This is a genomic window from Acinetobacter sp. 231_lipA (assembly GCF_058243005.1).
This window is the reverse complement of the sequence record NZ_JBZAYU010000001.1, coordinates 2,664,203-2,689,249: the sequence shown is the minus strand read 5'-3', so window position 1 is coordinate 2,689,249 and position 25,047 is coordinate 2,664,203. Positions and strand designations below refer to the sequence as shown.

Sequence of the window (25,047 nt, the reverse complement as noted above, 5' to 3'; positions counted from 1 at the left end):
ATGCCTTTATTTGTCATTACCATTTTTGGCGTATATGCATTATCATCTGTTTTATTTCTTTGACAGAAATCGCCTTGAATACGATTACGATTCTCCAGCCAGATGACTGGCACGCTCACCTTCGTGATGGTCTTGCATTACAACGTACGGTTCCCGATTTAGCCCAACAGTTTTCACGCGCTATTTGTATGCCAAATACCGTACCTCCCGTTAAAACGGTTGAGGAAGCGAATGCGTACCGAGAACGCATCATGGCGCACGTACCAGAAGGCAATGCCTTCGACCCACGTATGGTGTTGTATTTTACTGACACAACTTCGCCTGAAGAAGTCAAGAAAATTAAAAACTCTGAGTTTGTAAATGCGATTAAACTCTACCCTGCTGGCGCGACCACCAATTCAGACAATGGCGTAAGTGACATTCGTAAAGTCTATGCTGTCATTGAGCAACTTGAAGAACATCAGGTTCCATTACTTCTGCATGGCGAAGTTACACACAATCATGTCGATATTTTCGATCGTGAAAAACGTTTCTTAGACGAAGTTCTTTCTCCGCTGCTAAAACAATTTCCAAAACTGAAGTTGGTTTTAGAACACATTACGACCAGTGAAGCGGCCAACTTTGTTTTAGAACAAGACCGCAATGTGGCTGCAACCATTACTCCGCAGCATTTACTGTTTAACCGTAATGATATGTTGGTTGGTGGCATTAAACCGCACTTCTATTGCTTACCCATTTTAAAACGCCAAACGCATCAGCAAACTTTGCTCGAAGTTGCGACCAGTGCCAACCCTAAGTTTTTCTTAGGCACAGACAGTGCACCACACTCTAAAAATGCTAAAGAAAATGCATGTGGATGTGCAGGCTGCTACAGCGCACCAACGGCAATTGAACTTTATGCTCAAGCATTCGATCAAGTGGGTAAACTTGAACGCCTTGAAGGTTTTGCCAGCCACTTTGGTGCAGACTTCTACGGTCTACCGCGCAATACTTCAACAATTACACTGGTAAAAGAAGACCAAGTCATCCCTGAGAGTTTAGACTATTTGGATGGTGAACAAATTATTCCGCTGTATGCGGGTAAAACCATTCAATGGAGAAAAGTGTGACAAATGAAACATTGCCAATAATTGGTCAGCGTTTCCGTGGTTTTCTACCTGTTGTTGTCGATGTTGAAACAGCAGGTTTTAATGCACAGACCGATGCCTTATTGGAAATTGCCGCAATTCCGATTATTTATAATGAAGAAGGTCAATTTGTACCGGGTCCTGCACATCATGCGCATATCAACCCATTCGAAGGTGCAAATCTAGACCGTCGCTCATTAGACTTTATTGGTATTGATCCCTTTAACCCCATGCGCATGGCTATGGCTGAAGACGAAAAAACAGCATTAAAACGTATTTTTAAAGCCGTCAATGAAGTCCGTCGCCAACAGAACTGTACACATGCGGTCTTGGTCGGTCATAACGCCCACTTTGATTTAGGCTTTGTACAGGCAGCGATTGCACGTACAGGGACTAAAAATCAAAACCCATTTCACAGTTTCTCTGTATTTGACACCGTCACCTTAAGTGCTGTGATGTTTGGTCAAACCGTTCTTGCGAAGTCATGTATTCAAGCAGGGATTGAGTTCGATGGTAGAGAGGCCCACTCGGCTTTATACGACACTCAAAAGACCGCCGAACTGTTCTGTTATATTTTGAACAAACTCGCGCCGCACCTACTTGACACTCTGGTGGCGGATCAATAGGATACCGCCATCCTCGCAACGTCCCTATCGTCTAGAGGCCTAGGACATCGCCCTTTCACGGCGGTAACCGGGGTTCGAATCCCCGTAGGGACGCCATCTTATTCTATTTCTAGAAAACACCACTTTTCATTTAATCAGTTCTAATTGAACACCGATATTTCATTTCAATTTTAACCATGCGCTAGTTATACGATGCTTCGTGTTTTTCAAGGTTGATTGTTATGTTTAAGAAATTTTTAATCTTTTTATTGATTCTATCACCTTCTATTTTTTATCTATGGTTTGTCCAACAAGGAACCAACAACACCAAACAAGACCCTGTTGCAGAAGAAATACACCCAAGTGCTGAGAACAGCCCTTCTTATCCAACACCTGACCACTAAAAGTCGACTTTAAACATTTGTTTTTTAAATTAATACTGAGATTTCATTAGAAAATTTCAATTCACGTGATTTTTCATCTTATTAAAAACTAGAATATAACTTTAAGCCCATTGTTTGATTTTCTATGCAATCTGCAACGCCGCCTTCGCGGTCTTCAACTGATTCACCGTAAAATACCTCATTAAAACGTGCCATGAGCACACGCCACCTGATCATGTTATCGCTTGGTGGTGCCATTGGTACAGGCCTGTTCATGGGCTCAGGCGAAGTGATCTCTCAGGCAGGCCCTCTTGGTGCTGTGCTGGCTTATATTATTGGCGGGTTGATCGCATATATGGTCATGCTTTGCCTTGGAGAGCTTGCAGTACATTTGCCTGTTTCTGGTTCATTTGGTGCCTTTGCAACACTTTATATTGGCCCTGGCACAGGTTATATGGTGTCGTGGATGTACTGGCTCGGCTGGTCGGCAACACTCGGTACCGAATTTACCGCAGCAGCCATTTTGGTACAGGAATGGTTCCCACAAACGTCGATCTGGTTATGGACACTGATCTTTGCCAGTGGCGTCCTGATTTCAAACCTCAGTTCAACACGAGCCTTTGCAGAGTCTGAGTTTTGGCTCTCCATGATTAAAGTCGCAACTGTACTTATTCTCATTCTATTAGGCTTTGCCTGTATTTTCGGTATCATCCCTTTTCAGGGGTATGAATCTGCACCCTTATTTAACAACTTAACCGCACAGGGCTGGCTACCAAATGGCCTTATTCCTTTGTTTACCACCTTATTAATTGTGAATTTCGCTTTTAATGGCACAGAAATGATTGGCATTGCCGCAGGTGAAACTGAAAACCCAGAAAAAAATGTACCCAAAGCCATTCATGCCGCGGTTTGGCGCCTCATTATTTTCTTTGTTGGTACTATCATTGTCATCAGTTCGCTACTTAACTACACCAACACAGGTTTGCAAGTAGGTGGACATGGCGGCTTAAGCAGCAGTCCATTTGTGACTGTATTCACCCAAATGGGCATTCCCTATGCCGAAGACTTTATCCGTTTTGTGATTATCACGGCATTATTATCAACCGCGAACTCAGGCTTATATGCTGCATCACGCATGATGTGGGCCCTGTCCTCACAAAACCAACTCCCCAAGCTTTTTGCTAAAGTAAGTAAATCTGGCGTGCCTTATATTGCCATTTGGGTCACCATGATTGGTGGCTTGCCGGGCTTACTCTCAGAGCAGTTTGGTGCAGATGTCATTTTTAAGAACTTGATGGGTGTCGCAGCATTTACCATGGTGATTGTCTGGATGAGTATTTGCTGGAGTCAGTTTAACTTTCGTCGCCAATGGTTAAAGCAAGGTCGGGCTTTATCGGAGCTGAAATTCCGTACCCCTTGGTATCCGTTGGTTCCGATCCTAGGCTTTATCTGCTGTACAGCAACAGGCTTAAGTATGGCGGCTGACCCTGAAATGCTTTCAGGTTTTATTGGCTGCTTACTCTTTATGGCGGCTTGCTATGCTAGTTACTATTGGCTCTATCATAATAAAAACTAAGTACCTTCAGCAAAGTGAGCTCAAGCTTATTTTTTGGGCTCACTTTTGCAGCAATAAAAAATTCATTCAATTTAATTACTTGTTTTGCCTAATGTTTGAACTTTCAACCATCACAGAGCAAAAACCCTTTTGACAAATAGGCCTTTAATCCTTAATATACGCATCACCTCGCAACGTCCCTATCGTCTAGAGGCCTAGGACATCGCCCTTTCACGGCGGTAACCGGGGTTCGAATCCCCGTAGGGACGCCATATCTTGATCTTATCCGATCAACACTTATTCATAATTATTATTATTTCATTGCAGATTTGCAGTTTTTCACTACAATAGCCCGCTTCATTCCTGAACTTATTAACGCTTATGCACTCATCTCCGAATGATGCTTCGCATCAGGGCAATTCTGCGCCTTTAAAACGCGCTATGAGTACTCGACATCTGGTTATGATTTCGCTTGGTGGCGCAATCGGGACTGGCCTATTTTTAGGATCGGGTGAAGTCATTGCACAAACGGGGCCTGTAGGTGCCATTATTTCTTATTTCCTCGGCGGGATCATTGCATATATGGTCATGCTGTGTTTAGGGGAACTTGCTGTTCATATGCCTGAGTCTGGCTCATTTGGCGCCTATGCCAAACGCTACATCGGACCAGGTACAGGTTATACCATCACATGGCTGTACTGGCTAACGTGGTCGGTCACGCTAGGAACCGAGTTTACAGCTGCTGCACTGCTCATGCAGGAGTGGTTTCCAGATAGTTCAATGTGGATGTGGACCTTAATATTTGGTGCTTTTGTATTTAGTTTAAATATGATCTCGACCAAATGGTTCGCAGAATCTGAGTTTTGGTTGGCTTTAGTCAAAGTTATCACCGTTGTTATTTTTATTTTATTGGGTCTACTCGCTATTTTTGGCGTGATTGGCTACAGAGGCTATGAAGCTGCGCCTTTATTTAGCAACTTAACGGCTCAGGGTTGGTTCCCAGAAGGCTTGTTCCCTATCTTTACCACCATGTTGATCGTGAACTTTGCATTTTCTGGTACAGAGCTGATTGGTGTTGCTGCGGGTGAAACCAAAGATCCTGCTAAGAATGTACCCAAAGCCATCAATACTGCGATTTTCCGCTTATTGATTTTCTTTGTGGGTACCATCTTGGTCGTGACTTCACTCCTTCCGCATCAAGAAGCAGGTTTAGCAGCTGAAGGCGTGAGTAGCAGTCCATTTGTAACCGTATTCCAACACATTGGCATTCCTTATGCTGAAGATATCATTCGTTTTGTGATTATCACTGCGTTGCTATCTGCTGCGAACTCAGGACTATTTGCCGCTTCGCGTATGATGTGGTCGTTATCTTACCAAAAGCAGTTACCAGCAGTCTTCTCAAAAATCAATGCACGTGGTGTCCCTTATGTGGCAGTCATCGTGACCATGATTGGGGGTATGCCAGGTTTACTGTCTGAACAGTTTGCACCTGAAGCCATTTTTACCAATTTACTGGGTATTGCAGCGTTTACCATGGTCGTCGTTTGGATGAGTATTTGCTTAAGCCAATTTAACTTCCGTCGCCAATGGTATAAACAAGGACGTAAAAAAGAAGAATTAGGTTTTGCAGCACCCCTGTTTCCTATTGTGCCAATCCTTGGCTTTATCTTCTGCTTTATCACCTGCGTCAGCATGGTGTTTGATCCAAGTATGCGTATTAGTTTCTTTGGTTGTTTATTGTTTATTGCAGTATGTTATGCCAGTTATTACACCTTTTATCACAAGAAAACTTAATCCGTATTGTTAAAAAGAGCGACTTCGGTCGCTCTTTTTTTATACTGTTTTGATCAAGTACATCATCGGTGCATGCACGATGAATATTGTATGGATTCATGGGATGAATCAGCAGCACAAGACTGCACGTACCCTGCTTAAACATTGGCTTGTGATCTTACAACAGGTACTGAGCGAACTTGGCCGCGCAGATGACCTTCCCTATCTTCAGCGGCACAGTTGGCTGGCCTTTTATGGAGATCTTCTAACACGTCAGCATTTAGAAAACACCCTCAATGCCAGCACCCTCATGCCACAACATTGGTCTCCTTTTTCTTTTTTACATCCTATTCACCTGACGCACACCGCTGCACCCAATATCGAACATCAAGCTGAAATTTCTAAAAACCCTCAGCTCACAATTTCAGATGAACTCTCATTCAATAATAAAATTAAATACATTAGCCTCCTCGGCAAAGATCTGGCCTTACGTGAGTTAGCTAGTTTAATCAACCACTTCCCAGAGCTGCATAGTAGCTTTATTCATCGTTTTTTGATGGAAGCGTATCTATATTTATCCAATCCACACTTCATCCACACCGTGCATACGCGTCTGCATGAGCACTTACACGGTACGAAACCCAATATTGTGATTGCCCACTCTCTAGGCAGCGTGATTGCCTATATTTATTTAATTCAACACCCCGAACTTAAGATTCAAGCACTAATTACCCTCGGTTCACCACTTGCCTTTCGCGTTATTCAGTGTCATTTGCAGCAACCTATTCAACGGCCTGCAGCTTTATATGGCGATTGGATCAATTTTTATTCAGATGCTGATTTTCTGAGTGCTTTTCCACTGAACCAAAAACCGTTTGCTTTTACACCCGCCATTATCAACAAGCAAATCACCACCGATCTTGCTCATCCTCATCTAATCGAAGGCTATTTACACCATCCCGAGTTCATCAACAACTTGCTAAGTTTGCTTAAAAAATCGGCTTAAATCATATGATTTTTAATCATTTTATCTAGATTGTTTTAAATTTATGCACTCAACACTTAAAACTGGAATTATTTAGAGAAAAGCGTTTGACACCCCTCTGTTTTCGACCTAATATACGCCCACCTCTGAAACGTCCCTATCGTCTAGAGGCCTAGGACATCGCCCTTTCACGGCGGTAACCGGGGTTCGAATCCCCGTAGGGACGCCAATTTCAGAAGTAAAGTTTTATTAAGTCCCTATCGTCTAGAGGCCTAGGACATCGCCCTTTCACGGCGGTAACCGGGGTTCGAATCCCCGTAGGGACGCCATTACTTAAGATCAAAAGTAATCGGTTTTAAAACATCACTTCTGTACTGTCCCTATCGTCTAGAGGCCTAGGACATCGCCCTTTCACGGCGGTAACCGGGGTTCGAATCCCCGTAGGGACGCCATATTTGAGATTGATTTTTTTCTATAGTCATCTCATAAAAAAGCCCAAGCATGATGACTTGGGCTTTTTTATTCCCTGTTCATTTACGATCGACTTCAACCAAAGCGGTCGAGGCAAAAATAGTCTGTGGTGCAATCACAGTTTCATTCAAGGGAATGTTTTGCCCATATCGCTGTTGCATGAGTTGCTTGACTTCAGACGAACTTAAATCAAATTGCTTCAGTTTGGATAACGGAGCCAACTCAATACCTAAAGCATCATGATAGGCCTTCCAGACTATTTCTGAGCAATATAAAGCACGATTGTCCCACTCAAAATAAAGATCATAAGGCTGGCCTAAGTATTGTTCTGCGTTCTTGCTTAGTTGCTGCTTTTGCTGAACAGTCAAATTCGTTTTAAAACGCTTCACCACATAATGCCGCTCTACCCCGCGATCAATCCACTGCTGAAGTGCTGTATATTTCACAGGCTGAACTGCCTCTAAAACCCATGCTTTTCCATCTTTATTAACAATTAAACCCATATGGCTATAACGAGACTTGGTCGCTTTTTGTATCCCTAAACTTTGCTGAGACTTCGAAACATGAAAAATAATATCGCCCGTTTGATAGGACATATTCGCCCATAGCAGTTGAGGACTTACCAACAGTAAAACAGCACTTAAAATCACAACATTTCTATTTTTCATCCTAGATTTCCTTTATTCTTCTTTTTATAGACACGATCAATCACTTAAAACTAAAAATCTTTATGATCTTACATCATCTTCAAAACTCACGTTCACAGCGTATTCTTTGGCTACTCGAGGAACTTGAGCTTTCTTATGAACTCAAACTGTATGATGCAACACAAGCTAGACAAACAAATCTGAAATTTCCAACGCTCGACATTCCACATAATACTCAGACGATACGACTTACGGAAAGCAGCGCAATCGTAGAATATTTATGCCAACGACACCAGAAGTTGATTATTCCCCATGACCATACACAGTATTGGAACTTCTGTTTTTATAGTCGTTATAGCGATGTCAGTCTCATGCCCAATTTGGCATTGAAACAAGTTTTCCAACACATTAAGCAACAAACACCTTTGGTTGTACGTTTTGTGAGTTTGGCCTTTCAAAGCGCATTCAATTATGCTTATTTAAACCCTGAGCTACATCGACAACTTAAAGAAATTGATACCCACTTAAGCGCGTATGCATACTTTGCAGGCGATGTGTTTAGTTATGCGGATATACTAATGTGGTTTCCACTCTATGCAGCCAGTTATGCCACACCGCAGTTTGCTCAGTATCAGGCCATTCAACACTATTTCACCCAAATACAAAGCAGACCTGCCTTCGATGCTGCTATGGCACATGGGCAATGGTCTGCTTCTGATTTTGAACACTATTGGTCTATCACGCAGTAATGCTATGCTTAAGCTGACTTTCTAGAGTTGACTTGCCCTTTAATCACCGCCTTTACATTGCCTTTTAAATAATTAAAAAACACTTTGAGCGGTGACAGTTTCGGATTTGGTTGTTTACCTTCTGCGATATCCTTAAATTGCGCGGCATACCAGATCACTTCCATAATCGCCATTTTATCGATCATTGAAATGCCTGTTTTGATCTTATCGACTGCATAACGTACATCTTGCCCTGCAATTAAACGATTGGTCACGTCGGGTTCAACCGCAAATGGACGCGCCATCCCAATAAAGTCACACGCGCCACTTTCTAAGGCTGCGCTCATACCCGCAGCAGTACGAAAACCACCTGTCACCATCAACTTACACTGGACTTGTTCACGAATTTTTTCAGCAAACTCTAAAAAATAAGCCTCACGTGCAATGGTCGACGCTTTACGTTTTTCTTGCTTCACCCCAGCCATGGCAGGTGCTTCGTAGCTACCACCTGAAATTTCAATCAAATCAATCCCAGCCGCATCAATCGCTTTAAATGTCGCAATGACATCTTCTTCCGAGATTCCACCACGCTGAAAATCTGCCGAGTTGAGTTTGACCGAAATAATAAACTGCTCTGAAGTCGCTGCACGTACTGCTTTATAAATTTCCAATAAAAAACGCATGCGGTTTTCAGCAGAGCCACCCCATTGATCTTGGCGTTTATTGGTCAACGGCGATAAAAACTGACTAATTAGATAACCATGTGCACCATGTAATTGCACGCCTTCAAAGCCTGCTTTCTCACAAATGGCAGCTGAAGTTGCAAAGCGCTGGATAATATCAAGGATTTCATCTTCACGAAGCGCTCGCGGCGTTCCAAAACTCATTGATAAAGCGGGACTAAATGGTACTGCTGAAGGTGCAACCGTTTCCTTATTTAAGCCCTTAGGACATTGACGGCCCGGATGTGACAACTGTACCAATTGCACCATGCCATGTTTTTTACCAATCGCAGCCCATTGTTTTAGTGGTTCTAAGTCACGCTCGGTTTCAATCACCACCACGCCTGGCTCATTTTTAGCTCGGAAGTCCACCATCACATTACCTGTAATGGCACAGCCTAGGCCTCCTTTTGCCCAAGCCTCATACAAGCCTAAGTGCAAATGATTCGGCTGGCCAGCATGATTAGCCAGTGCTTCACTCATTGCCCCTTTAATCATCTTATTTTTAAAATGGACCTGCCCAATGTCGATTGCGCTTGCAAGCTGGCTCATGAAAATTCATCCTTTAATATTTTTTAGTGTTTTTACTCTATGTGTTTTTTGGCTACAGTCAAGAGAATTTGACAATTCATTTTGTCAAAATTTCTGATCTTTTATTTAGAAAATGATTTTACTGATACTGACTGGCTTGAATCAATTGACGCGTATAGTCAGACTGCGGTTGCTCAAAAAGTTGTTCAGTGGCTTGCAATTCCACTACTTTGGCATGTCGCAAAACCAAAACTTGTTGGCAGAGTGCACGTACCACTTGTAAGTCATGGCTAATAAACAAATAGCTCATACCCTGCTCGTGTTGTAGGCGGCGTAATAACGCCACAATCGAACGCTGCGTGCTTCGGTCTAAGGCCGAAGTTGGTTCATCTAAAATCAATAGTTTCGGTTGAAGCACCAAGGCTCGTGCCAAAGCCACACGCTGTCTCTGTCCACCGGATAGCTCATGCGCGTAATAGCTTTTAAATATAACTGGCAACTCCACCTGAGTTAAGACATTCTCAACACATTGCGTCCTCTCAAATGAAGACAAAGGTTTTAAAGTCAAACCTTCTGCAATGATTTGTTCAACACTCATGCGTGGATTCAAACTTGCAAACGGGTCTTGAAACACGATTTGAAAATCACCGCGAAGCGGACGTAATGCTTTTTGCGAAAGTTGGTTTAAATCATGTTCTCCAAACAGAATCCGCCCTCGACTTTCAATCAACCTTGCTACAGCCAGTGCCAAAGAACTTTTGCCTGCACCACTTTCCCCAACAATTCCCAACGAATGCCCTTGAGCCAAGCTCAAGTCCAAAGCTTCAACCGCAGCAAGATACTGTGTCGTGCGATTAAACCAGCCTTTTTTAATCGGAAATTTAACCTCAAGTTGTTTTAAGCAGAGCAAAGGTGCTGCATCTTGTACATTAATGGCTTGACCAAAAGAATGATTGAGTAAGTTTTGAGTATAAGTAGACTGCGACTGCTCAAAAATCTGCGCAACCGCCCCTTGCTCTACGACCTTACCTTGATGGATGACCACGGCATCATCAGCATAGTGTTTCACCAAGTTGAGGTCATGGCTAATCAAAATCATGGCCATGTTATGGCGCTGTTGTAAAGACTTCAGCAAGTCTAAAATTTGAACTTGCAGCATGACATCTAGTGCTGTGGTGGGTTCATCGGCAATCAAAATATCAGGCTCTTGCACCAGTGCCATGGCAATCATGACCCGCTGACGCTGCCCGCCAGACAGCTCATAAGGAAAACGCTGCAACACACTTTCAGGATTTGGAATGCCCACATCCTCCAGCAAGGCAATTACACGTTGCCGAGCTTGCATTTTAGACCAGCCCTGTAACCACAAAGTCTCGGCAATGATCTTTTCCACCCGATGCAAAGAATTCAAGGCAGTCATCGGCTCTTGAAAAACCATTGCGATTTTTTGCCCACGAATCGACCTAAATTGTGCATCGTTTAACTCTAGTAGCTCTTTTCCGTCTAACAGTACTGAGCCGTGCACTTGCAATGCTTTCGGCAATAAACCCATCAAGGCTAAAGCACTGATCGATTTTCCTGAACCACTCTCTCCAACCAGCGCCAAAGTCTGCCCAGCATACAGTTCAAAACTGAGCTGATCGACCAATACCCGTTCTGCACTTTGAATGCGCAGTGTATTCACTTTAAGTATGTGAGCAGTCCTATTATCGTCTAGGGTCAAATGCATCGCGCAAAGCCTCCCCGATATACATCAACAACGCAAGCACAATGGCTAAGCTGAAAAAGCCAGACAGTGCTAACCATGGTGCATTTAAATTATTCTTCCCTTGTAACAAAAGCTCGCCCAATGATGCCGCATCAGGCGGTAGACCATAACCCAAGAAATCCAGTGCTGTTAGCGCTGTAATATTGGCAGTTAAGATAAAAGGCAGTTGTGACAGACTCGAGCTGATCGCGTTGGGTAAAATATGCCGAAAAATAATGGCTCGGTTGGTCACACCCAAACTTCGCGCGGCACGGACATAGTCCAACTGACGTGCCCTTAAAAACTCAGCACGTACCAGTGGAACTAAAATTGTCCAACTGAATAACAGCATGATTAAAAACAGCCAGTAAATATTTGGGCTAAACATACTGACTAAAATCATCACCAAGAACAGCATAGGTAACCCACCCCACACTTCTAAAATGCGCTGCCCGATTAAATCGATCCAACCACCGTAATAACCTTGTATTGCTCCAATCACTATGCCCAGTACAGCTGAACTGAAAGTCAAAATAAAACCGAACAGCAATGAGACACGTAAACCATACAACACGCGTGCCAAGACATCACGACCTTGGTCATCTGTCCCGAGCCAATTTTGCATCGTGGGTGGTGACGGTACAGGGATAGTCAAATCTACATTGGGAGTTTGATATGAATATTGGATCAACGGCCAAACAACCCAACCTTTTGCTTGAATCAGCTGTTGTACCACTGGATCTTTATATTCAGTTTCAGTTTCGAAAACACCGCCAAAAGTCGTTTCAGGATAGTGTTTCAATACTGGAAAATATAAGGTCTGATCATACCTTACCAACAGCGGTTTATCATTCGCGATCAGCTCTGCAGCTAAAGACAGTACAAAAACACAAAGAAATAAAATACAACAACTGAGACCGAGCCTATTTTGCTTAAATCGTTTGAAACCTGCATGTAAAATAGGTGACATCAGCCTCTCCCTTGCGAATCAAAATGTATTCGCGGATCAATCAGCTGATACAACACATCGCCAATTAAACGCAGCAGCAAGCCCAACAAAGTAAAAATGAACAATATGCCAAAAATCACAGGATAGTCACGCTGCACAATGGCTTCAAAGCCCAATAGGCCTAAACCATCCAGATTAAATATGATCTCAATAAATAAATTGCCCACAAAGAAGTAAGCGATTAAAGCTTCAGGTAAGCCTGCTACCACAATCAATATCGCATTGCGAAACACATGACCATACAACACTTGAGACTCAGTCAGGCCTTTGGAACGTGCCGTCAGCACATAAGGCTTGCTGAGCTCTTCCACAAACGAATACTTGGTGAGATAAGTCACTGTGGCAAAGCCACCCATCACCATCGCCAAAAGCGGTAAAGCCATGTGCCAAAAATAATCTTTAATTTTGCCCCATAACGACAAATCCGCAAAATTTTCCGAGACCAAACCTTGTAAGGGGAACCATTGGAAATAAGAACCGCCTGCAAAAAATACAATCAGGAGAATTGCAAAAATAAACGCAGGAATTGCATAGGCCACTGCCAACAGTAACGATGTAGACTGATCAAACACTGTGCCATGCAATCGGGCTTTTTTGATGCCCAAAGGAATGGAAATCAGATAAATCAGCAAAGCACTCCACAATCCCAAGGACACGGATACAGGTAATTTATCCTTAATCAGCGCTGTAACGGGCTGGTCTTTAAAAAAGCTTGTACCGAAGTCCAGTTGCGCATAATTTTTTACCATTTCAAAAAAGCGTATATGCATAGGCTGATCAAAACCATAATGTGCTTTGATCTTTGCGAGCATTTCATCACTGAGTCCTTGCGCGCCTTGATAGACATTTGAGCCTCCACCTGCACTGCGCAGATTACCCAAAGTTTGCATAGCTTCCGCTTGCTGAATGGCTTGCTCAACAGGACCACCGGGTGCAATTTGGATCACAGCAAAATTGATCAGTAAAATCAGAAATAAGGTCGGAACGATCAGCAACAGCCTTTTGAATATATACATACGCATCTCAAAAACCCCTATGCAAGCTTATGGCTTGGCTGCCCGACCTAAATACTGACTCACCGTTTTCGCCTGTTTGGCATCACTCCACCAATAATCCAACCCGACATGTAACTGTGGACTTCGTGCCGGTTTTTGATACATGTTCCAATAGGCATACCATTGATCCGCTTTACCATAGGTTGGAATTTGATAATAACCTGCACGCAGTAATCGATCTAAAATACGCGTTTGCACGACCACTTGCTTACGATCAGGCGTTTGAATCAACTGTTGAATCATCTGATCAATCACCGGATTTTGAATACCCGAATAATTATAATTTCCCACCTGATGGGCTGAAGCACTGCCCCACAGTTGCACCTGTTCTTTGCCCGGTGTCAAAGACTGTGGCATCGTTTGTAGGGTCATATCAAAATCTTGAGTACGCATCCGCTCATAATACTGCGGTGTGTCAACCTGTCGAATCCTCAGCTGTATTCCTAGGCGCTTTAGATGGCGAACAAAAGGCGTAATTTCACGCACAGCATCACTCGGCTGAATCAGAAACTCAAACTGAATCGGCTTGTTCTTCCGATCCAACAATTGCCCTTTGGCATTATATGTATAGCCATTTTTTAATAAAATCTGTCGTGCGATAAGCAAATTATTTCGATTATAACCCGATCCATCCGAAGCCGAATAACGCCAATTCTTTAAAACACCATCGCGCTGCACAGGATGTAATTTCGCCAAATAAGGCTTTAAGATTTTGATTTCAGCAGCCGAAGGCACACCTTTGGCCTCTAATTCACTGTTAGAAAAATAACTTTGCAGGCGTTGATATTGCCCATAGAACATCGCCTTGTTTTGCCATTCGAAATCGTAGGCATAGGTTAAAGCTTGGCGAAAATAAATATCTTGAAAAGGCTGACGGCGGGTATTAAACACAAAACTTTGCGTCGGTATCGGATTGAAATGCTTAAATCGATATTTTTTAACGAGACCTTGTTTCGCTGCGGGAAAGTTATAAGCAGTCACCCATTGTCGTGCGGACTCTTCCTCATGCAAAGTATATAAACCCGCCTTAAACGCAGTAAAAGCAATATCTTTGCTGCGATAATATACATAACCCACGCGGTTAAAATTATAACGCCCTTGGTTGACCTTTAAATCTCTGGCCCAATACTTTGGATTACGCTTATAAATAACCCGCTGCCCTGCATTGATTTTCTCTAAGAGGTAAGGGCCTGAACCTAAAATCGGTTTGACCGAAGTTTGACTAAAGTCTTTGCCTTGCCAGTCTTTTTTGGAATAAATTGGCATTCTGGCCACAATCAAAGGCATTTCCACATTATTTCGGGTTTTAAAATGCATTTTGACGCTGTATTTGGACAACACTTCTGTCTTGGCTAAATCTGACAAATACATCTGTAAGCCAAAATTGGATTTGCTTTGAAAGATATCAAAACTGAACTTTACATCGGCTGCGGTAACAAGACTGCCATCACTAAACCGTGCTTTTGGGTTTAAATGAAAAATGATAGCGTTAAAGTTTTTCGGGTCATAGCTGACCTTTTCTGCCAGCAACGGATACATCACCGCAGGCTCATCCAAAGAACTACTCATAAGTGAGTCAAATAAATAATTGGTTCCCTCAACCGCAGTACCGCGACCATTCATACTGTTTAAGTTATCAAAACTCCCGATGACTGCACGTGTTAATTCGCCACCCTTTGGCGCCTGCACATTGGCATAAGGCAGATAATCCAATTGGCTGTATTTCGGCGTAGCATAAGGTGCAATAAAAGGCATGGTCTGCAGTGCAGACCATGCCTTTAATGGAATCGCTACAAGGCTGAACAGCAAGAATGTTGTTCTAACCTTCATCGGGGCGTTCTCTGAAATTGCATTTCAACTCAATATTAGTTCGGCACCTTAATTACATCGCCAATGCGCAACTGCGTATTCGGTTTAATGTCATTGAGCTCAGCCAATTGCGAAGTGTCCATACCATAACGGCTTGCCAGTCCAATTAAGGTATCACCACGTTTCACTGTGTACTGTGAAATCAGTTTTGGAATTTGAATGGTCTGCCCAACTTGTAAGCCCGCACGCGGACTCAGATTATTTAAACTAGCAAGCTCTGACACAGACATCCCAGCACGGTTTGCAATTGAGTTTAACGACTCGCCTGACTTCACTCTATAAGCTTCAGTTGCACGGCTAGAAGTTGCTTGTGGCTTTGCTGCCACTGTTTCTGTTTTGATCGGCGCGGGATCAACATCACCTTCAATTTTCAAACGCTGACCGACACGAACATTGGCTGTACGGCTTAGGTTGTTTAATGCAGCCAAATAGTTCAGTTGCAAGTGATATTTACGCGCAATACTATTTAGGGTTTCACCCGATTTCACAACGTGAATATCGGTTGAGTTATTACTTGCAGTAGTTTGTTTTTCGACTGTTTTCGGCGTTTCAACAGCAGGCACTTCACCCGTTAATTTGAGTTTTTGACCCGCACGTAAGCCCGCTGTACGACTCATGTTGTTGAGGTCAGCAATATAATCCATACCCAAATTATATTTCGAAGCAATCGCAGTTAATGAGTCTCCAGACTGAACGGTATAAGTATCTGGCACGCTTGAACCCGCAGGGATCTTAATACTTTGACCCACTTGCAAGCCGCTATTGGTTGAAAGATTATTGAGATCAGCCAACTCCGACAAGCTCATCTTCGACTGTGATGCAATGCTATACAATGTGTCACCACGTTGTACTTTATAACTTTCAACTTTGAACTGTGGCTCAGCTTTGACTAGAGATGCTTTGGCACTACTTGTCGTCAAGCTTTTGACCTCATTGAGTGGCACATTAATTTTTTGTCCCACCAACAGGTTGCTGCCCGCATTTAAACCTGGTGTTAAATCTGCCAATTCTTGATTTGACAGCGCATAGCGGTCTGCAATCAGTTTCAGATATTCGCCACGTTTCACCGTATACGACTGGGTTGCCACTTTGGTTGGTCTGCTAGTTTTTTCATCGTTGGATTTAGTAAGGGATTGAGCTGTTTCTTTTAAAGAAAGCTTTTGCCCCACACGTACACCACTCGTTACGCTTAAACCGTTATAGTCAGCCAACTGTTTTAAGCTTAAACCAAACTCATCCGCAATGCCTGTTAAGGTATCATTGGCACGAACGGTATAACTCTCGGGTTTAGTCTCAGCTTTCACTGTAGAACGTACTTCAACTTTTTCAGTTTGTGGTTTTGCATCATATAAATAAATCGATGTACCAACATAAAGTATGGCATTGGCATCCATTTGGTTCCACTTCGCCACATCACGCCAGTTCACCCCATTTTTGGCCGCAATCAGCGCCAAAGTATCACCCGGTTGTACGGTATAAGTTGAACGTTTACCTTTTGGCGGCACAATCACAATTTCAGAGTCGGTCTTAACAAAGTTTTTGCCTTGATTACGTTTCACTTCATCTGAATCTAAACGGGTATTGTCAGCCACAGATTTTGGATAAGCAAAACCTTTGGTTAACTCTTTACCTTGCAGCTCTGCCACGGACTGACTGGTTTGAATTGCGGTGAGTTTAATTTTACCATCTAAAGGATCCACAATTTCTGTGCCTTGAGGGGCCAAAGCTTGAATTTCAGCTACCACTTCAGCTTGCTCTGCTTTGGTCGCAACTGGTTTCAGAACTTCATCGACAGTTTTGCTTTGACCTTCGGCTTGAATTGCCGCGGTTAACTGCTCACGCTCTGCTGCTGAAATTGGTGGTTCAACGGAAACTGGTTTCACTGGGGTCGCTGGCGTAACCGCAACTGGAATACGCGGCGCACTTGGAATATCGCTATTGGCAGCAAAAGCAGCCAGTGCATTAGACCCTTTAGGCGTTGAACCACGGGTAGGCGTCGCAATAGCAGTACTGCTCGACGACGTCACTGTAGACGAAGTGGCAGGCTTTCCTGTTGTGGTTTTTGTTGTTGTCGTCGCTAAAACAGGTGGTGTAGTTTTCGACGGTGTGATCGCTTTGGTGTTTAAGGTCGGCGGTTCAATTTTGCTTGGTTGAATCGTTTGGTTATTTTCAGGCAGTTTGGTATTTGCAGATGCCCACAAGCCGCCTGAACCACCCTGTAATTTTTTCAAACGTACATCCACTGAAGGACTCAAATCCGCAGGAATTAAAATCCGCATTGGACTTGCACCATCAATCCATTCACCGCGGTGTCCCGGGTTTAACTGATACAGCTCGGCACGGCTTAAACCGGTAATCGACGCGACTTCATTTAGACTCACCGCGCCCACAGTAACTTCTCTAAAGTGCGGACGGTTGGCAATCGGTGGTAAATTGATGTTATAGGCATTTGGATTTTTAATGATCTGCGCAACCGCCAAGAAACGTGGCACATAGTTCATAGTTTCTTCAGGCAGTTTTAATGACCAATAATCTGTCGGCAAACCTGCGGCTTTATTACGGTTAATCGCTTGTTGAATACGGCCCGGACCTGCGTTATAAGCTGCTAGGGCAAGTTCCCACGAACCAAACTGGTTATATAAACTGCCCAAGAACTCATACGCGGCACGTGTTGACTCGACCACATCACGGCGACCGTCATATTGGCTACTTTGTTTTAAGCCATAAATACGCCCCGTACTTGGAATAAACTGCCATAAGCCCGCAGCCGCAGCACTACTGGTTGCAGCAGGATCATACGAACTTTCAATCACAGGCAGAAGAGCCAGCTCTGTTGGTAATCCGCGACGCTCGGCTTCTTTAACGGTGTGATACAAATAACGTGAAGCACGTGCACTTAAACGGTCCAAATACGGTTGGCGTGAAATGAACCAACCACGCTGTGCATCAATGCGCGGATTCCAATGATCGCTATTCATTTTAAAGCCCACGGTCATACGCTTCCAAACGTCACCGTGCTTTAACACCAACAGTCGATCCCCTTCCACCGCACGCATGTCGGTTGCAGAAAGTAAATCTTCTAAAGAATCTAGACTATTTGCGTCTAAGTAGTTTGATACGACTTGTTTGGATTTAGATGTTTGCGTTGCACTTTGCGTCGAGGAGCAACCAGCCAGTCCAAGTGTCGCGAGAGCTGAACCGAGTACTGTAATTTTAAATAATGTCGGTAACATCGGTTGGCCAAAAATGGCAGCTGACTTATACATAAGAAAATCCAAACAACTCGTATAAAATTTATTTTTTAGATCTGCCATTGTAGTAAAGCACGCCGCAGACACAAGGCGTTAATTTAACTTGAAATCAGTATAAATGTTACAAGAAATTAAAAAAGCTGCATCTTATACACTTCTCTAGTGCATTTGCGTTATACAATGGTGCCCGCTTAGTTTTAATTTTCAGTTTACGGAAGTTGTGTATGTCACAAACAATTACCCTGTATGTCGATGGTGCTTGTCGTGGAAACCCTGGTCTTGGGGGATGGGGCGCGTACATTATTACAGAAACTGAAGAACATAAACTGTGTGGCGGTGAAGACAACACCACCAATAACCGTATGGAACTCACCGCGGCCATTGAAGGCATTCTTTTTTGCCCAACCGATGCGAAGTTGGTAGTCTGGACAGATTCAACCTATGTCAAACGCGGCATTACCGAGTGGATTACGGGTTGGAAAAAGAAAAACTGGAAAGACGTTAAAAATCCAGATTTGTGGAAAAAACTCGATACAGCCTGCCAAGGCCGTGATATCGACTGGCACTGGGTCAAAGGCCATGCAGGTCATGAAGGTAACGAAATGGCAGATCAATTGGCGAACCTCGGTGCCGATCAAACACAGGCTCAACTTCGTCAGTCTAAAACAGCGACAACAGAACCGTCTGTAGATAAAAAAAAAGTTGAACCAGACTGGTTGTTAAACGACCCTTTTGGTTTGGGTTTCGATGACGAAGAAGCCGATGACAGCGAAGATTTAACCGAAAGTGAAATACACGTTGCAGAACAAAAGCCAAGTTTAGTCGCTGAACCAGAACTTGCTACAACGGTGCCTTCCATTGAACAAACGCCTGAAGTTGTGGCAAGTGTGGATTTAACACAACTCAAACAACATCCACAAATTGTGATTACTCCACGTAAGGTTGAGGTCTTTGGACCTCGACAGCTCATCCTCGATACAGAGACTACAGGTTTCTATTATCAAGATGGCGATCGCATTATTGAAGTTGGTGCGATTGAAATGGTGAACCGGAAGCTCACAGGCAGCTCGATTCATATCTACATCAATCCAAAAAAACCTGTGGGCGACTCTGAAAATATCCACGGTATCTCTGATGACTTTTTAAAAGATAAACCGCTATATCAAGAGATTGCCGACACCTTATTTGCCTATCTCAAAGGTGCGGAAATCATTGCGCATAATGCAAGCTTCGATATGAACTTCTTAGACATGGAGTTCAAACGTGCAGGATTTGTTGCGCTTTCTGAAGTTTGTGTAGTGACAGATACCCTCGCGATGGCAAAATCTAAGCATCCGGGGCAAAAAAACTCACTCGATGCCTTAGTTCGCCGTTACGAAATTCCACAGCGTGACCGTACCTTCCACGGGGCCTTACTGGATGCTGAAATTCTAGCCGACGTTTACTTGGCTATGACAGGTGGTCAGGTTTCCTTTGATATGGATGCCCTGTCACATAGTGAACAACAAAATGGGCAAAGTCAGCATCAAACACTAGATATTGAACTGGCGGTAATTCACCCTTCAGCCGAAGAACTTGAAGCACATGAGACTTGGGTCAAACAATACCAAGAAAAACACGGCACACCCTGCTTTTTTGCCAAATAAATTCTAAAGTTTTTGTTAACTTTTGTATTACAAGATTTTTCAGTTAGGCTATAGTGATGAACAAGTTGCTATGCCTTGTTTGGGCCGCATATAAACACGATAAAACACTAGGATAGGTGCAGATCAATGTCTTACCAAACCTCTATTCATTTTGATCCAACGGCGCTGCTGATAATAAAAAATGAAGTGGATAACTCCATTAAGCTGGTTGAATCAGCTGTGAGCACCTTAGCAGAAGATCAGACTTTACCTTTTGGAATTGACGATGCATTAAACCAATTTGAGCAATGTGCTCAAGTGCTTGCATTGATTGATATGTCGAGCTTGGCCAAAATTGCTGAATATTCCGCAGAGCTTATGCGCAAGATCATGGGGAATCCTGCACAGATTAATACGCAAGATGTGATTGCACTCAGCGAAGGCACGACCATGCTGAAGCGCTATATTGAGTTCATTTGCTTAAGAGAAGTGAAAATTCCACAGTTTTTACTCGATACCTTAAACCGTCTTGAAATTGCATTAGCAAAGCCTTTAACGCAAGAAGGTCAGCAAATCGAGTCATTACTAGACTGTATCACCCCAGATTTCAGCCTCCCTCAAGCACCAAGTCTTGAAAAATCTCAATATGTTCACCGCCTGTACAAGCTGTCTTTAAGTCAAATGCTGAAACAAGAAGAAAGCGAACTTGATTTACAAGCAATGAAATTGGTGGGCACTTATTTAGCGGATCTAGCAGAACAAACGCCGAGTAAACAGTATTGGAACTTGGTCTATGTTGCACTCAATCAAATTGAACAATTGCTCATTAATGAACCACGTTTACGCACTCTGATTAGCATCGAACGTAACATTGCACAGTTCTTTACTGCGCCTGAACGTTTCAAAGCCAGCCTCACAGATCTTGCCAACATTCTCAGCCTATGTATCAGCCAAGAAGACGAAGTTTCTCAACACATCCGTGGCAAACTCAATATTGGCGACGACCTGCTCACAGATACGCAGCTGCAAGTTTTCAGTCGTCATCTGTATGGCCCAGATTTCGACACGATGCATACCATTAGTGATTTGGTAACCACCGAAATGTCTCAAATCCGCAATGACATTGAGTACAACTACCAAAACATGACCCCAGAGAAGACCCAAGAGCTCCAAGCAAAACTGGTCGATTTGGCGAACATCTTCAAAGTATTGAACTTAAATGAAGCGCATAATGACTTAAACCGTCAAGCAACATCACTTAGTCAAGCCGATATGCTGAAAGATGAAGGTTTTGCGCAGCAGTTGATGAACGTGATCTTGTCGGCAATGAACTCGATTGGAGTGTTAGAACGTCACCATACTTCAAGCCGCCTACAGCTTCGTGTGAACAACATGAATATTTCACTAGACCGTTTAGATGAAGCCCATGCTGCGTTATTGTCAGAGGCTAAAACGTCTATTGACTTAAGTAGTCAAGCGTTGGCGCAATATCAGCAAGAACAAGTTTTAACTGTTCTTGAGAATACTCCTGCGCAACTACGTGAAGTTGCGGGCGCAATGTTGTTCTTAGGCGCAGAAAATGGTCAAACAGCCCTGAATATTTCAGCAGATTTTGTGCAACAACAAATCACGGCTGAAACTGCGCTCACTGCTGCTCAGGTGAATCATGTACTTGATGCACTCGCAAGTGCAGATATGCTGATTGATAACTTAAAAAACAAACAGCCTGTATTACACAGTATGTTTGATGTAGCATTGGACAGTAGCCAAAAACTAAAGACTGTTGCCTAATGTCAGAACTTTCACTTGCTTATATTTTTCACCAACAACAATTGTTGGTGGATCATAACTTTCAATTGCCTCGTGTAGAAAAGCTAGCAAGTGATTTAAGTTTTCACTCGGGTGATCAAGTGATTGCCCGAGACCTGCTAGACAATGAGCCGATTCCTGAAGGCTTAGAACTCATCCCAATTCGCCAGTTGCTTCCACTCTGGAGCACCAAACAATTCGAACAGGCCAGCCGAGCTATTCAACTGCTAGAATGGCGTCGCAATCATAAATTTTGTAGTCATTGCGGCCACGCCACAGAAGCACATGCCAGCGAATATGCCATGATCTGTCCTGCCTGCGGTTATCATCAGTATCCACGGGTACAACCCTGTGTCATCACCGTCATTACACGAGGTGAAGATGAAATTCTGTTGGCAAAAAATGCGCGTAATACCCGTAGCAATATGTATGGTTTGATTGCGGGTTTTGTTGAAGTCGGTGAAACTTTAGAAGAAGCGGTACGCCGCGAAACCTTGGAAGAGGTCGGCATTCAAGTTAAAAATGTTCAATACTTAGCGAGTCAGCCTTGGCCTTTCCCAAGTAACCTAATGATTGCGTTTAAAGCAGAATACGCATCGGGTGAACTTTGCTTACAAGAAGAAGAAATCAGTGATGCCCAATTCTTTAAGTTTGATCAACTGCCTGAAATTCCGTTCAAAGGCAGCATTGCACATGCCATGATCATGCATGCGACAGAAGGCACAACGGTCGCAGATGATACACGTGAGTGGCTGTAAGCTCACTCACCATCTCTACAACAAATATACTTTAAAACCCAATTAGTGCTTAAGCGCATCCTCTAGCGCCTGCATAATTTTTTGCTTGGTCGTGAAGTAACGACTAAACAAACTCGATACCGAACCAATCATTGAAATATGACCGATACGCGGCACCGTCCAAAGTTGACTGTAGTTGCCTTTTTCTTTCAACCTACGATCCAAATCAACGGCATTACTCAACCCGACGACATCATCATTTTCTGCAACCAACAGATAATGTTTAACCGTATTCGACTCGACGAAATAATATGGCATCACTTCCTGATAAGGCCTGTTCTGATCAAAAGCATCTGCACAAATTGGATCGCCTTTATAGTCGAAATGATAAGGGCCTGCCAAACCAATAATGGCGGTAATTTGATTGCGGCATTGTATTTCATATGGCTTCGGATGATAGAGCGCAGACATCACATTAAACGCGCCCGCAGAATGCCCCATCAACACCACTTTTTCCGTTGAAATTTGATATTTAAGCTGATGCACATTGAGATAATTTAAAGCCAAGCTGAGATCATCAATAGAGGCAGGAAAAATATGCTCAGGCGCCAAGTGATAGTTAATCACCGCCACATCAAAGCCTTCTTTGGCAAAGGCTTCACCAATAAAACGATAATCTTTTTTATCGCCATGCATCCACGCGCCGCCATGCACAAATACAATCAGAGGACGGTGTTCACGCGGTTTTTGCGTGCGAAACAGATCTAGACGGTGTCGCGCGCGTAAGCCATAGGCCACATTTTCTTGGACCGAATAACCCTTACGTGGTGTTAAACGGTTTAGGGCATAACTACCTACATCATAAATACGAAAGTCACGATAGAGTAATCTTGCATACTCTACCGAACGATTCAGTCTTTGAACAAAAGGCTGAAGCTTATTGAACATTATTTGGTTCAACTTGGTCTGGGTCTATCGCAACAGGCGTTTGCTCTGTCGGTGTTGAATTAATCATTGGTGATGCAAACGCACTGGTCGTTTGCGACTGTTGCTCTATATTATCCACCAATGTGATAATTTTAGTAACATTCCCCACTTGCTGTAAAACTTGGTTTAAATCGGTGATTTCAGCACCATTTAAACGCCCCATCACATATAACACACCATCTTCGGTGTGAATACGCACTTTCGCATCTGAAACAACAGCAGCTTTCATGATCAAGCCACGGGTATTTGCCGTAACTGAGGTGTCTTGCATGATGGTGCTATAACTAATTTGGTTTCCAACTGTAATGTAGTTATGCACGGTTTTGACATCTGACATCGCACGTACATTGTCTTCAGCCAACTGACGTAAGTGTTGATCGGGTACTTGTCCTGTTAACAAGACATTCCCATGAAAACTTTCGATATTGACACGTGACTGTTTAAAACGGCTGTCCAATTTATATAAGTTAATTTTTGCAGTACGCTCAATTGAAGAGTCAATAAAGACCTGCCCTAATGAACGTGCACCGCTTTCTGTTCCTACAGCGGCTGTTCCTGTCCCACCCGAAATGAAACTTGCACATCCAGATAAACTTGCGACGCATAATACGGTCATTGCAATACGATTGAACACTCAGCAAGACTCCTCAACTTTTCAAACTATTTTAATTCAGCATTTCAGCTTTGATTTTGTTCAAAGATTAATAAAGTCTTGATCAAAAGTAAAAGCATTTTCTATCCATTGCTGATCATAAGTGAATTTTGAAAAATCTTGCTGTATGGTTTTTGCAATTTCTTTAAAAAAATCAAAACAAATCACATCAAAGCGGCAATAATATTGCTGGAAATGTGGATGATCTTGTAAAAAAAACATGGCCGTTTTTGCTATTTTGCGTTGTTTTGAATAGGAAATTGTTTCAGCAGCCTGTGCAAAACGCGTTTTTGAACGTGCTTTGACCTCAACAAAAACCAATTCCTGCCCTTTTTGTACAATCAGATCAATTTCACCAAAGCGCGAGTGATAATTGGACTGCACATGAACATAACCCTGTTCTTCTAACACCGTCAAAGCTTGTTGCTCTGCCCATTGTCCCAGCTTCATCTCTTTATCTTCCCCCATTTCGTTTTTTATTTTTTTAATCATCACATTTCGAAAAACTCAATTTCGATCAAAAATCTCACGTCTTGATATTTAAAACCACTGCTGTGAGTCTCTCGAACCAAACAATTCATTTCATTCTACGTTTTAAAGCCTTCTTGGCGTTTAGATTTCAATCGAATGTCTTCCCGACTCCTGCAAATCCATCGCCGACAATATTCTAACTCACGCCACGACGGACAATTCAGGTAGAATGCTTATCGCGGTATCGGTTGAATGCATCAAAGCACTCAAGCCAACCTATCATTTTATTATTTTGCAACGCGGAGAAA

20 protein-coding genes and 5 tRNA genes are annotated in these 25,047 nt (G+C 43.1%); 15 read left to right on the top strand and 10 right to left on the bottom strand.

The features are described 5' to 3' along the window. Positions 1 to 74 precede the first annotated feature (74 nt). The 11 genes from pyrC to AC4CUX_RS13145 all read left to right on the top strand — a co-directional run bounded on the left by pyrC (position 75) and on the right by AC4CUX_RS13145 (position 6,880). Positions 75 to 1,109, top strand: coding sequence for a dihydroorotase (gene pyrC / locus AC4CUX_RS13195; protein WP_010326368.1), 1,035 nt, complete (start codon positions 75 to 77; stop codon positions 1,107 to 1,109). Next, positions 1,094 to 1,753 carry a ribonuclease T gene (gene rnt, locus AC4CUX_RS13190; RefSeq protein ID WP_005399764.1) on the top strand — a complete coding sequence of 220 codons (660 nt, stop codon included), beginning with the start codon at positions 1,094 to 1,096 and terminating at the stop codon, positions 1,751 to 1,753. The genes pyrC and rnt overlap by 16 nt, the downstream gene beginning before the upstream one ends. A gap of 20 nt (positions 1,754 to 1,773) precedes the next feature. After that, positions 1,774 to 1,849 (top strand) — tRNA-Glu (locus AC4CUX_RS13185). 125 nt (positions 1,850 to 1,974) lie between these two features. After that, the gene (locus AC4CUX_RS13180; RefSeq protein WP_171455598.1) at positions 1,975 to 2,136 is read left to right on the top strand and encodes a hypothetical protein; all 162 of its coding nucleotides are present in this window, start codon (positions 1,975 to 1,977) and stop codon (positions 2,134 to 2,136) included. 193 nt (positions 2,137 to 2,329) lie between these two features. Beyond that, positions 2,330 to 3,691 (top strand): amino acid permease, encoded by a 1,362-nt coding sequence (locus tag AC4CUX_RS13175; RefSeq protein ID WP_227556995.1) that lies wholly within the window; start codon positions 2,330 to 2,332, stop codon positions 3,689 to 3,691. Between the two features lie 175 nt (positions 3,692 to 3,866). Further along, positions 3,867 to 3,942 (top strand) — tRNA-Glu (locus AC4CUX_RS13170). Positions 3,943 to 4,051: 109 nt separating this feature from the next. Then, on the top strand, positions 4,052 to 5,464 hold the full coding sequence (locus tag AC4CUX_RS13165) for an amino acid permease (protein WP_078388883.1): 1,413 nt from the start codon (positions 4,052 to 4,054) through the stop codon (positions 5,462 to 5,464). Between the two features lie 79 nt (positions 5,465 to 5,543). Continuing rightward, the gene (locus tag AC4CUX_RS13160) at positions 5,544 to 6,449 is read left to right on the top strand and encodes an alpha/beta hydrolase (RefSeq protein ID WP_490792453.1); all 906 of its coding nucleotides are present in this window, start codon (positions 5,544 to 5,546) and stop codon (positions 6,447 to 6,449) included. A gap of 132 nt (positions 6,450 to 6,581) precedes the next feature. Then, positions 6,582 to 6,657 (top strand) — tRNA-Glu (locus AC4CUX_RS13155). A gap of 24 nt (positions 6,658 to 6,681) precedes the next feature. Beyond that, positions 6,682 to 6,757 (top strand) — tRNA-Glu (locus AC4CUX_RS13150). Between the two features lie 47 nt (positions 6,758 to 6,804). Then, positions 6,805 to 6,880, top strand: a tRNA-Glu gene (locus tag AC4CUX_RS13145). Between the two features lie 78 nt (positions 6,881 to 6,958). On the opposite strand, the gene AC4CUX_RS13140 is transcribed toward AC4CUX_RS13145, so the two are convergent. Further along, positions 6,959 to 7,567 carry a YiiX family permuted papain-like enzyme gene (locus AC4CUX_RS13140; protein ID WP_125274810.1) on the bottom strand — a complete coding sequence of 203 codons (609 nt, stop codon included), beginning with the start codon at positions 7,565 to 7,567 and terminating at the stop codon, positions 6,959 to 6,961. A 62-nt stretch (positions 7,568 to 7,629) separates the two neighbouring features. On the opposite strand from AC4CUX_RS13140, the gene AC4CUX_RS13135 reads away from it, so the two are divergent. Further along, complete coding sequence (locus AC4CUX_RS13135; protein WP_125274808.1) at positions 7,630 to 8,295, top strand: glutathione binding-like protein; 666 nt, start codon at positions 7,630 to 7,632, stop codon at positions 8,293 to 8,295. An 8-nt stretch (positions 8,296 to 8,303) separates the two neighbouring features. Here AC4CUX_RS13135 and AC4CUX_RS13130 read toward each other — a convergent pair whose 3' ends face one another. The 6 genes from AC4CUX_RS13130 to AC4CUX_RS13105 form a co-directional block, all read right to left on the bottom strand. Further along, positions 8,304 to 9,548, bottom strand: coding sequence for an NADH:flavin oxidoreductase/NADH oxidase family protein (locus AC4CUX_RS13130; RefSeq protein ID WP_125274806.1), 1,245 nt, complete (start codon positions 9,546 to 9,548; stop codon positions 8,304 to 8,306). Between the two features lie 118 nt (positions 9,549 to 9,666). After that, positions 9,667 to 11,256 (bottom strand): ABC transporter ATP-binding protein, encoded by a 1,590-nt coding sequence (locus AC4CUX_RS13125; protein ID WP_201950808.1) that lies wholly within the window; start codon positions 11,254 to 11,256, stop codon positions 9,667 to 9,669. Beyond that, positions 11,234 to 12,244 carry an ABC transporter permease gene (locus AC4CUX_RS13120; protein WP_201950807.1) on the bottom strand — a complete coding sequence of 337 codons (1,011 nt, stop codon included), beginning with the start codon at positions 12,242 to 12,244 and terminating at the stop codon, positions 11,234 to 11,236. Before AC4CUX_RS13120 ends, AC4CUX_RS13125 begins: the two co-directional genes overlap by 23 nt. Beyond that, complete coding sequence (gene yejB / locus AC4CUX_RS13115; RefSeq protein WP_201950806.1) at positions 12,244 to 13,305, bottom strand: microcin C ABC transporter permease YejB; 1,062 nt, start codon at positions 13,303 to 13,305, stop codon at positions 12,244 to 12,246. The genes AC4CUX_RS13120 and yejB overlap by 1 nt, the downstream gene beginning before the upstream one ends. A 21-nt stretch (positions 13,306 to 13,326) precedes the next feature. After that, complete coding sequence (locus AC4CUX_RS13110) at positions 13,327 to 15,168, bottom strand: extracellular solute-binding protein (protein WP_201950805.1); 1,842 nt, start codon at positions 15,166 to 15,168, stop codon at positions 13,327 to 13,329. Between the two features lie 35 nt (positions 15,169 to 15,203). Beyond that, entirely contained in the window at positions 15,204 to 18,473 is a 3,270-nt protein-coding gene (locus AC4CUX_RS13105; protein ID WP_201706251.1) for a LysM peptidoglycan-binding domain-containing protein, read from the bottom strand. A 209-nt stretch (positions 18,474 to 18,682) separates the two neighbouring features. Here AC4CUX_RS13105 and dnaQ point away from each other — a divergent pair, with 209 nt between their 5' ends. From dnaQ to nudC, 3 genes are all read left to right on the top strand, one after another. After that, a complete protein-coding gene (gene dnaQ, locus AC4CUX_RS13100) occupies positions 18,683 to 20,104 on the top strand; it encodes a DNA polymerase III subunit epsilon (protein WP_201950804.1) in 1,422 nt (473 codons plus the stop codon). A gap of 126 nt (positions 20,105 to 20,230) precedes the next feature. Continuing rightward, positions 20,231 to 21,874, top strand: coding sequence for a chemotaxis protein (locus AC4CUX_RS13095; protein ID WP_201950802.1), 1,644 nt, complete (start codon positions 20,231 to 20,233; stop codon positions 21,872 to 21,874). Beyond that, positions 21,874 to 22,650: an NAD(+) diphosphatase gene (gene nudC, locus AC4CUX_RS13090; RefSeq protein WP_087010659.1), complete on the top strand. Its 777-nt coding sequence runs from the start codon at positions 21,874 to 21,876 to the stop codon at positions 22,648 to 22,650. The genes AC4CUX_RS13095 and nudC overlap by 1 nt, the downstream gene beginning before the upstream one ends. A 42-nt stretch (positions 22,651 to 22,692) precedes the next feature. Here the strand turns inward: nudC and AC4CUX_RS13085 are convergent, their stop codons facing one another. From AC4CUX_RS13085 to AC4CUX_RS13075, 3 genes are read right to left on the bottom strand one after another with little or no spacing between them, the layout of a single operon-like run. Continuing rightward, the gene (locus tag AC4CUX_RS13085; RefSeq protein WP_078388873.1) at positions 22,693 to 23,577 is read right to left on the bottom strand and encodes an alpha/beta hydrolase; all 885 of its coding nucleotides are present in this window, start codon (positions 23,575 to 23,577) and stop codon (positions 22,693 to 22,695) included. Further along, a complete protein-coding gene (locus tag AC4CUX_RS13080) occupies positions 23,567 to 24,250 on the bottom strand; it encodes a BON domain-containing protein (protein ID WP_005399779.1) in 684 nt (227 codons plus the stop codon). The genes AC4CUX_RS13085 and AC4CUX_RS13080 overlap by 11 nt, the downstream gene beginning before the upstream one ends. Positions 24,251 to 24,310: 60 nt before the next feature. Further along, complete coding sequence (locus AC4CUX_RS13075) at positions 24,311 to 24,718, bottom strand: YraN family protein (RefSeq protein ID WP_058869310.1); 408 nt, start codon at positions 24,716 to 24,718, stop codon at positions 24,311 to 24,313. Between the last annotated feature and the right edge of the window lie 329 nt (positions 24,719 to 25,047).

Excerpts from the sequence above, each read along its gene's own strand:
- rnt (WP_005399764.1), top strand. The coding sequence starts at position 1,094 with ATGGAGAAAAGTGTGACAAATGAAACATTGCCAATAATTGGTCAGCGT.
- AC4CUX_RS13180 (WP_171455598.1), top strand. The coding sequence starts at position 1,975 with ATGTTTAAGAAATTTTTAATCTTTTTATTGATTCTATCACCTTCTATT.
- AC4CUX_RS13175 (WP_227556995.1), top strand. The coding sequence starts at position 2,330 with ATGAGCACACGCCACCTGATCATGTTATCGCTTGGTGGTGCCATTGGT.
- AC4CUX_RS13165 (WP_078388883.1), top strand. The coding sequence starts at position 4,052 with ATGCACTCATCTCCGAATGATGCTTCGCATCAGGGCAATTCTGCGCCT.
- AC4CUX_RS13160 (WP_490792453.1), top strand. The coding sequence starts at position 5,544 with ATGAATATTGTATGGATTCATGGGATGAATCAGCAGCACAAGACTGCA.
- AC4CUX_RS13140 (WP_125274810.1), bottom strand. The coding sequence starts at position 7,567 with ATGAAAAATAGAAATGTTGTGATTTTAAGTGCTGTTTTACTGTTGGTA.
- AC4CUX_RS13135 (WP_125274808.1), top strand. The coding sequence starts at position 7,630 with ATGATCTTACATCATCTTCAAAACTCACGTTCACAGCGTATTCTTTGG.
- AC4CUX_RS13130 (WP_125274806.1), bottom strand. The coding sequence starts at position 9,548 with ATGAGCCAGCTTGCAAGCGCAATCGACATTGGGCAGGTCCATTTTAAA.
- AC4CUX_RS13125 (WP_201950808.1), bottom strand. The coding sequence starts at position 11,256 with ATGCATTTGACCCTAGACGATAATAGGACTGCTCACATACTTAAAGTG.
- AC4CUX_RS13120 (WP_201950807.1), bottom strand. The coding sequence starts at position 12,244 with ATGTCACCTATTTTACATGCAGGTTTCAAACGATTTAAGCAAAATAGG.
- yejB (WP_201950806.1), bottom strand. The coding sequence starts at position 13,305 with ATGCGTATGTATATATTCAAAAGGCTGTTGCTGATCGTTCCGACCTTA.
- AC4CUX_RS13110 (WP_201950805.1), bottom strand. The coding sequence starts at position 15,168 with ATGAAGGTTAGAACAACATTCTTGCTGTTCAGCCTTGTAGCGATTCCA.
- AC4CUX_RS13105 (WP_201706251.1), bottom strand. The coding sequence starts at position 18,473 with ATGTATAAGTCAGCTGCCATTTTTGGCCAACCGATGTTACCGACATTA.
- dnaQ (WP_201950804.1), top strand. The coding sequence starts at position 18,683 with ATGTCACAAACAATTACCCTGTATGTCGATGGTGCTTGTCGTGGAAAC.
- AC4CUX_RS13095 (WP_201950802.1), top strand. The coding sequence starts at position 20,231 with ATGTCTTACCAAACCTCTATTCATTTTGATCCAACGGCGCTGCTGATA.
- nudC (WP_087010659.1), top strand. The coding sequence starts at position 21,874 with ATGTCAGAACTTTCACTTGCTTATATTTTTCACCAACAACAATTGTTG.
- AC4CUX_RS13085 (WP_078388873.1), bottom strand. The coding sequence starts at position 23,577 with ATGTTCAATAAGCTTCAGCCTTTTGTTCAAAGACTGAATCGTTCGGTA.
- AC4CUX_RS13075 (WP_058869310.1), bottom strand. The coding sequence starts at position 24,718 with ATGAAGCTGGGACAATGGGCAGAGCAACAAGCTTTGACGGTGTTAGAA.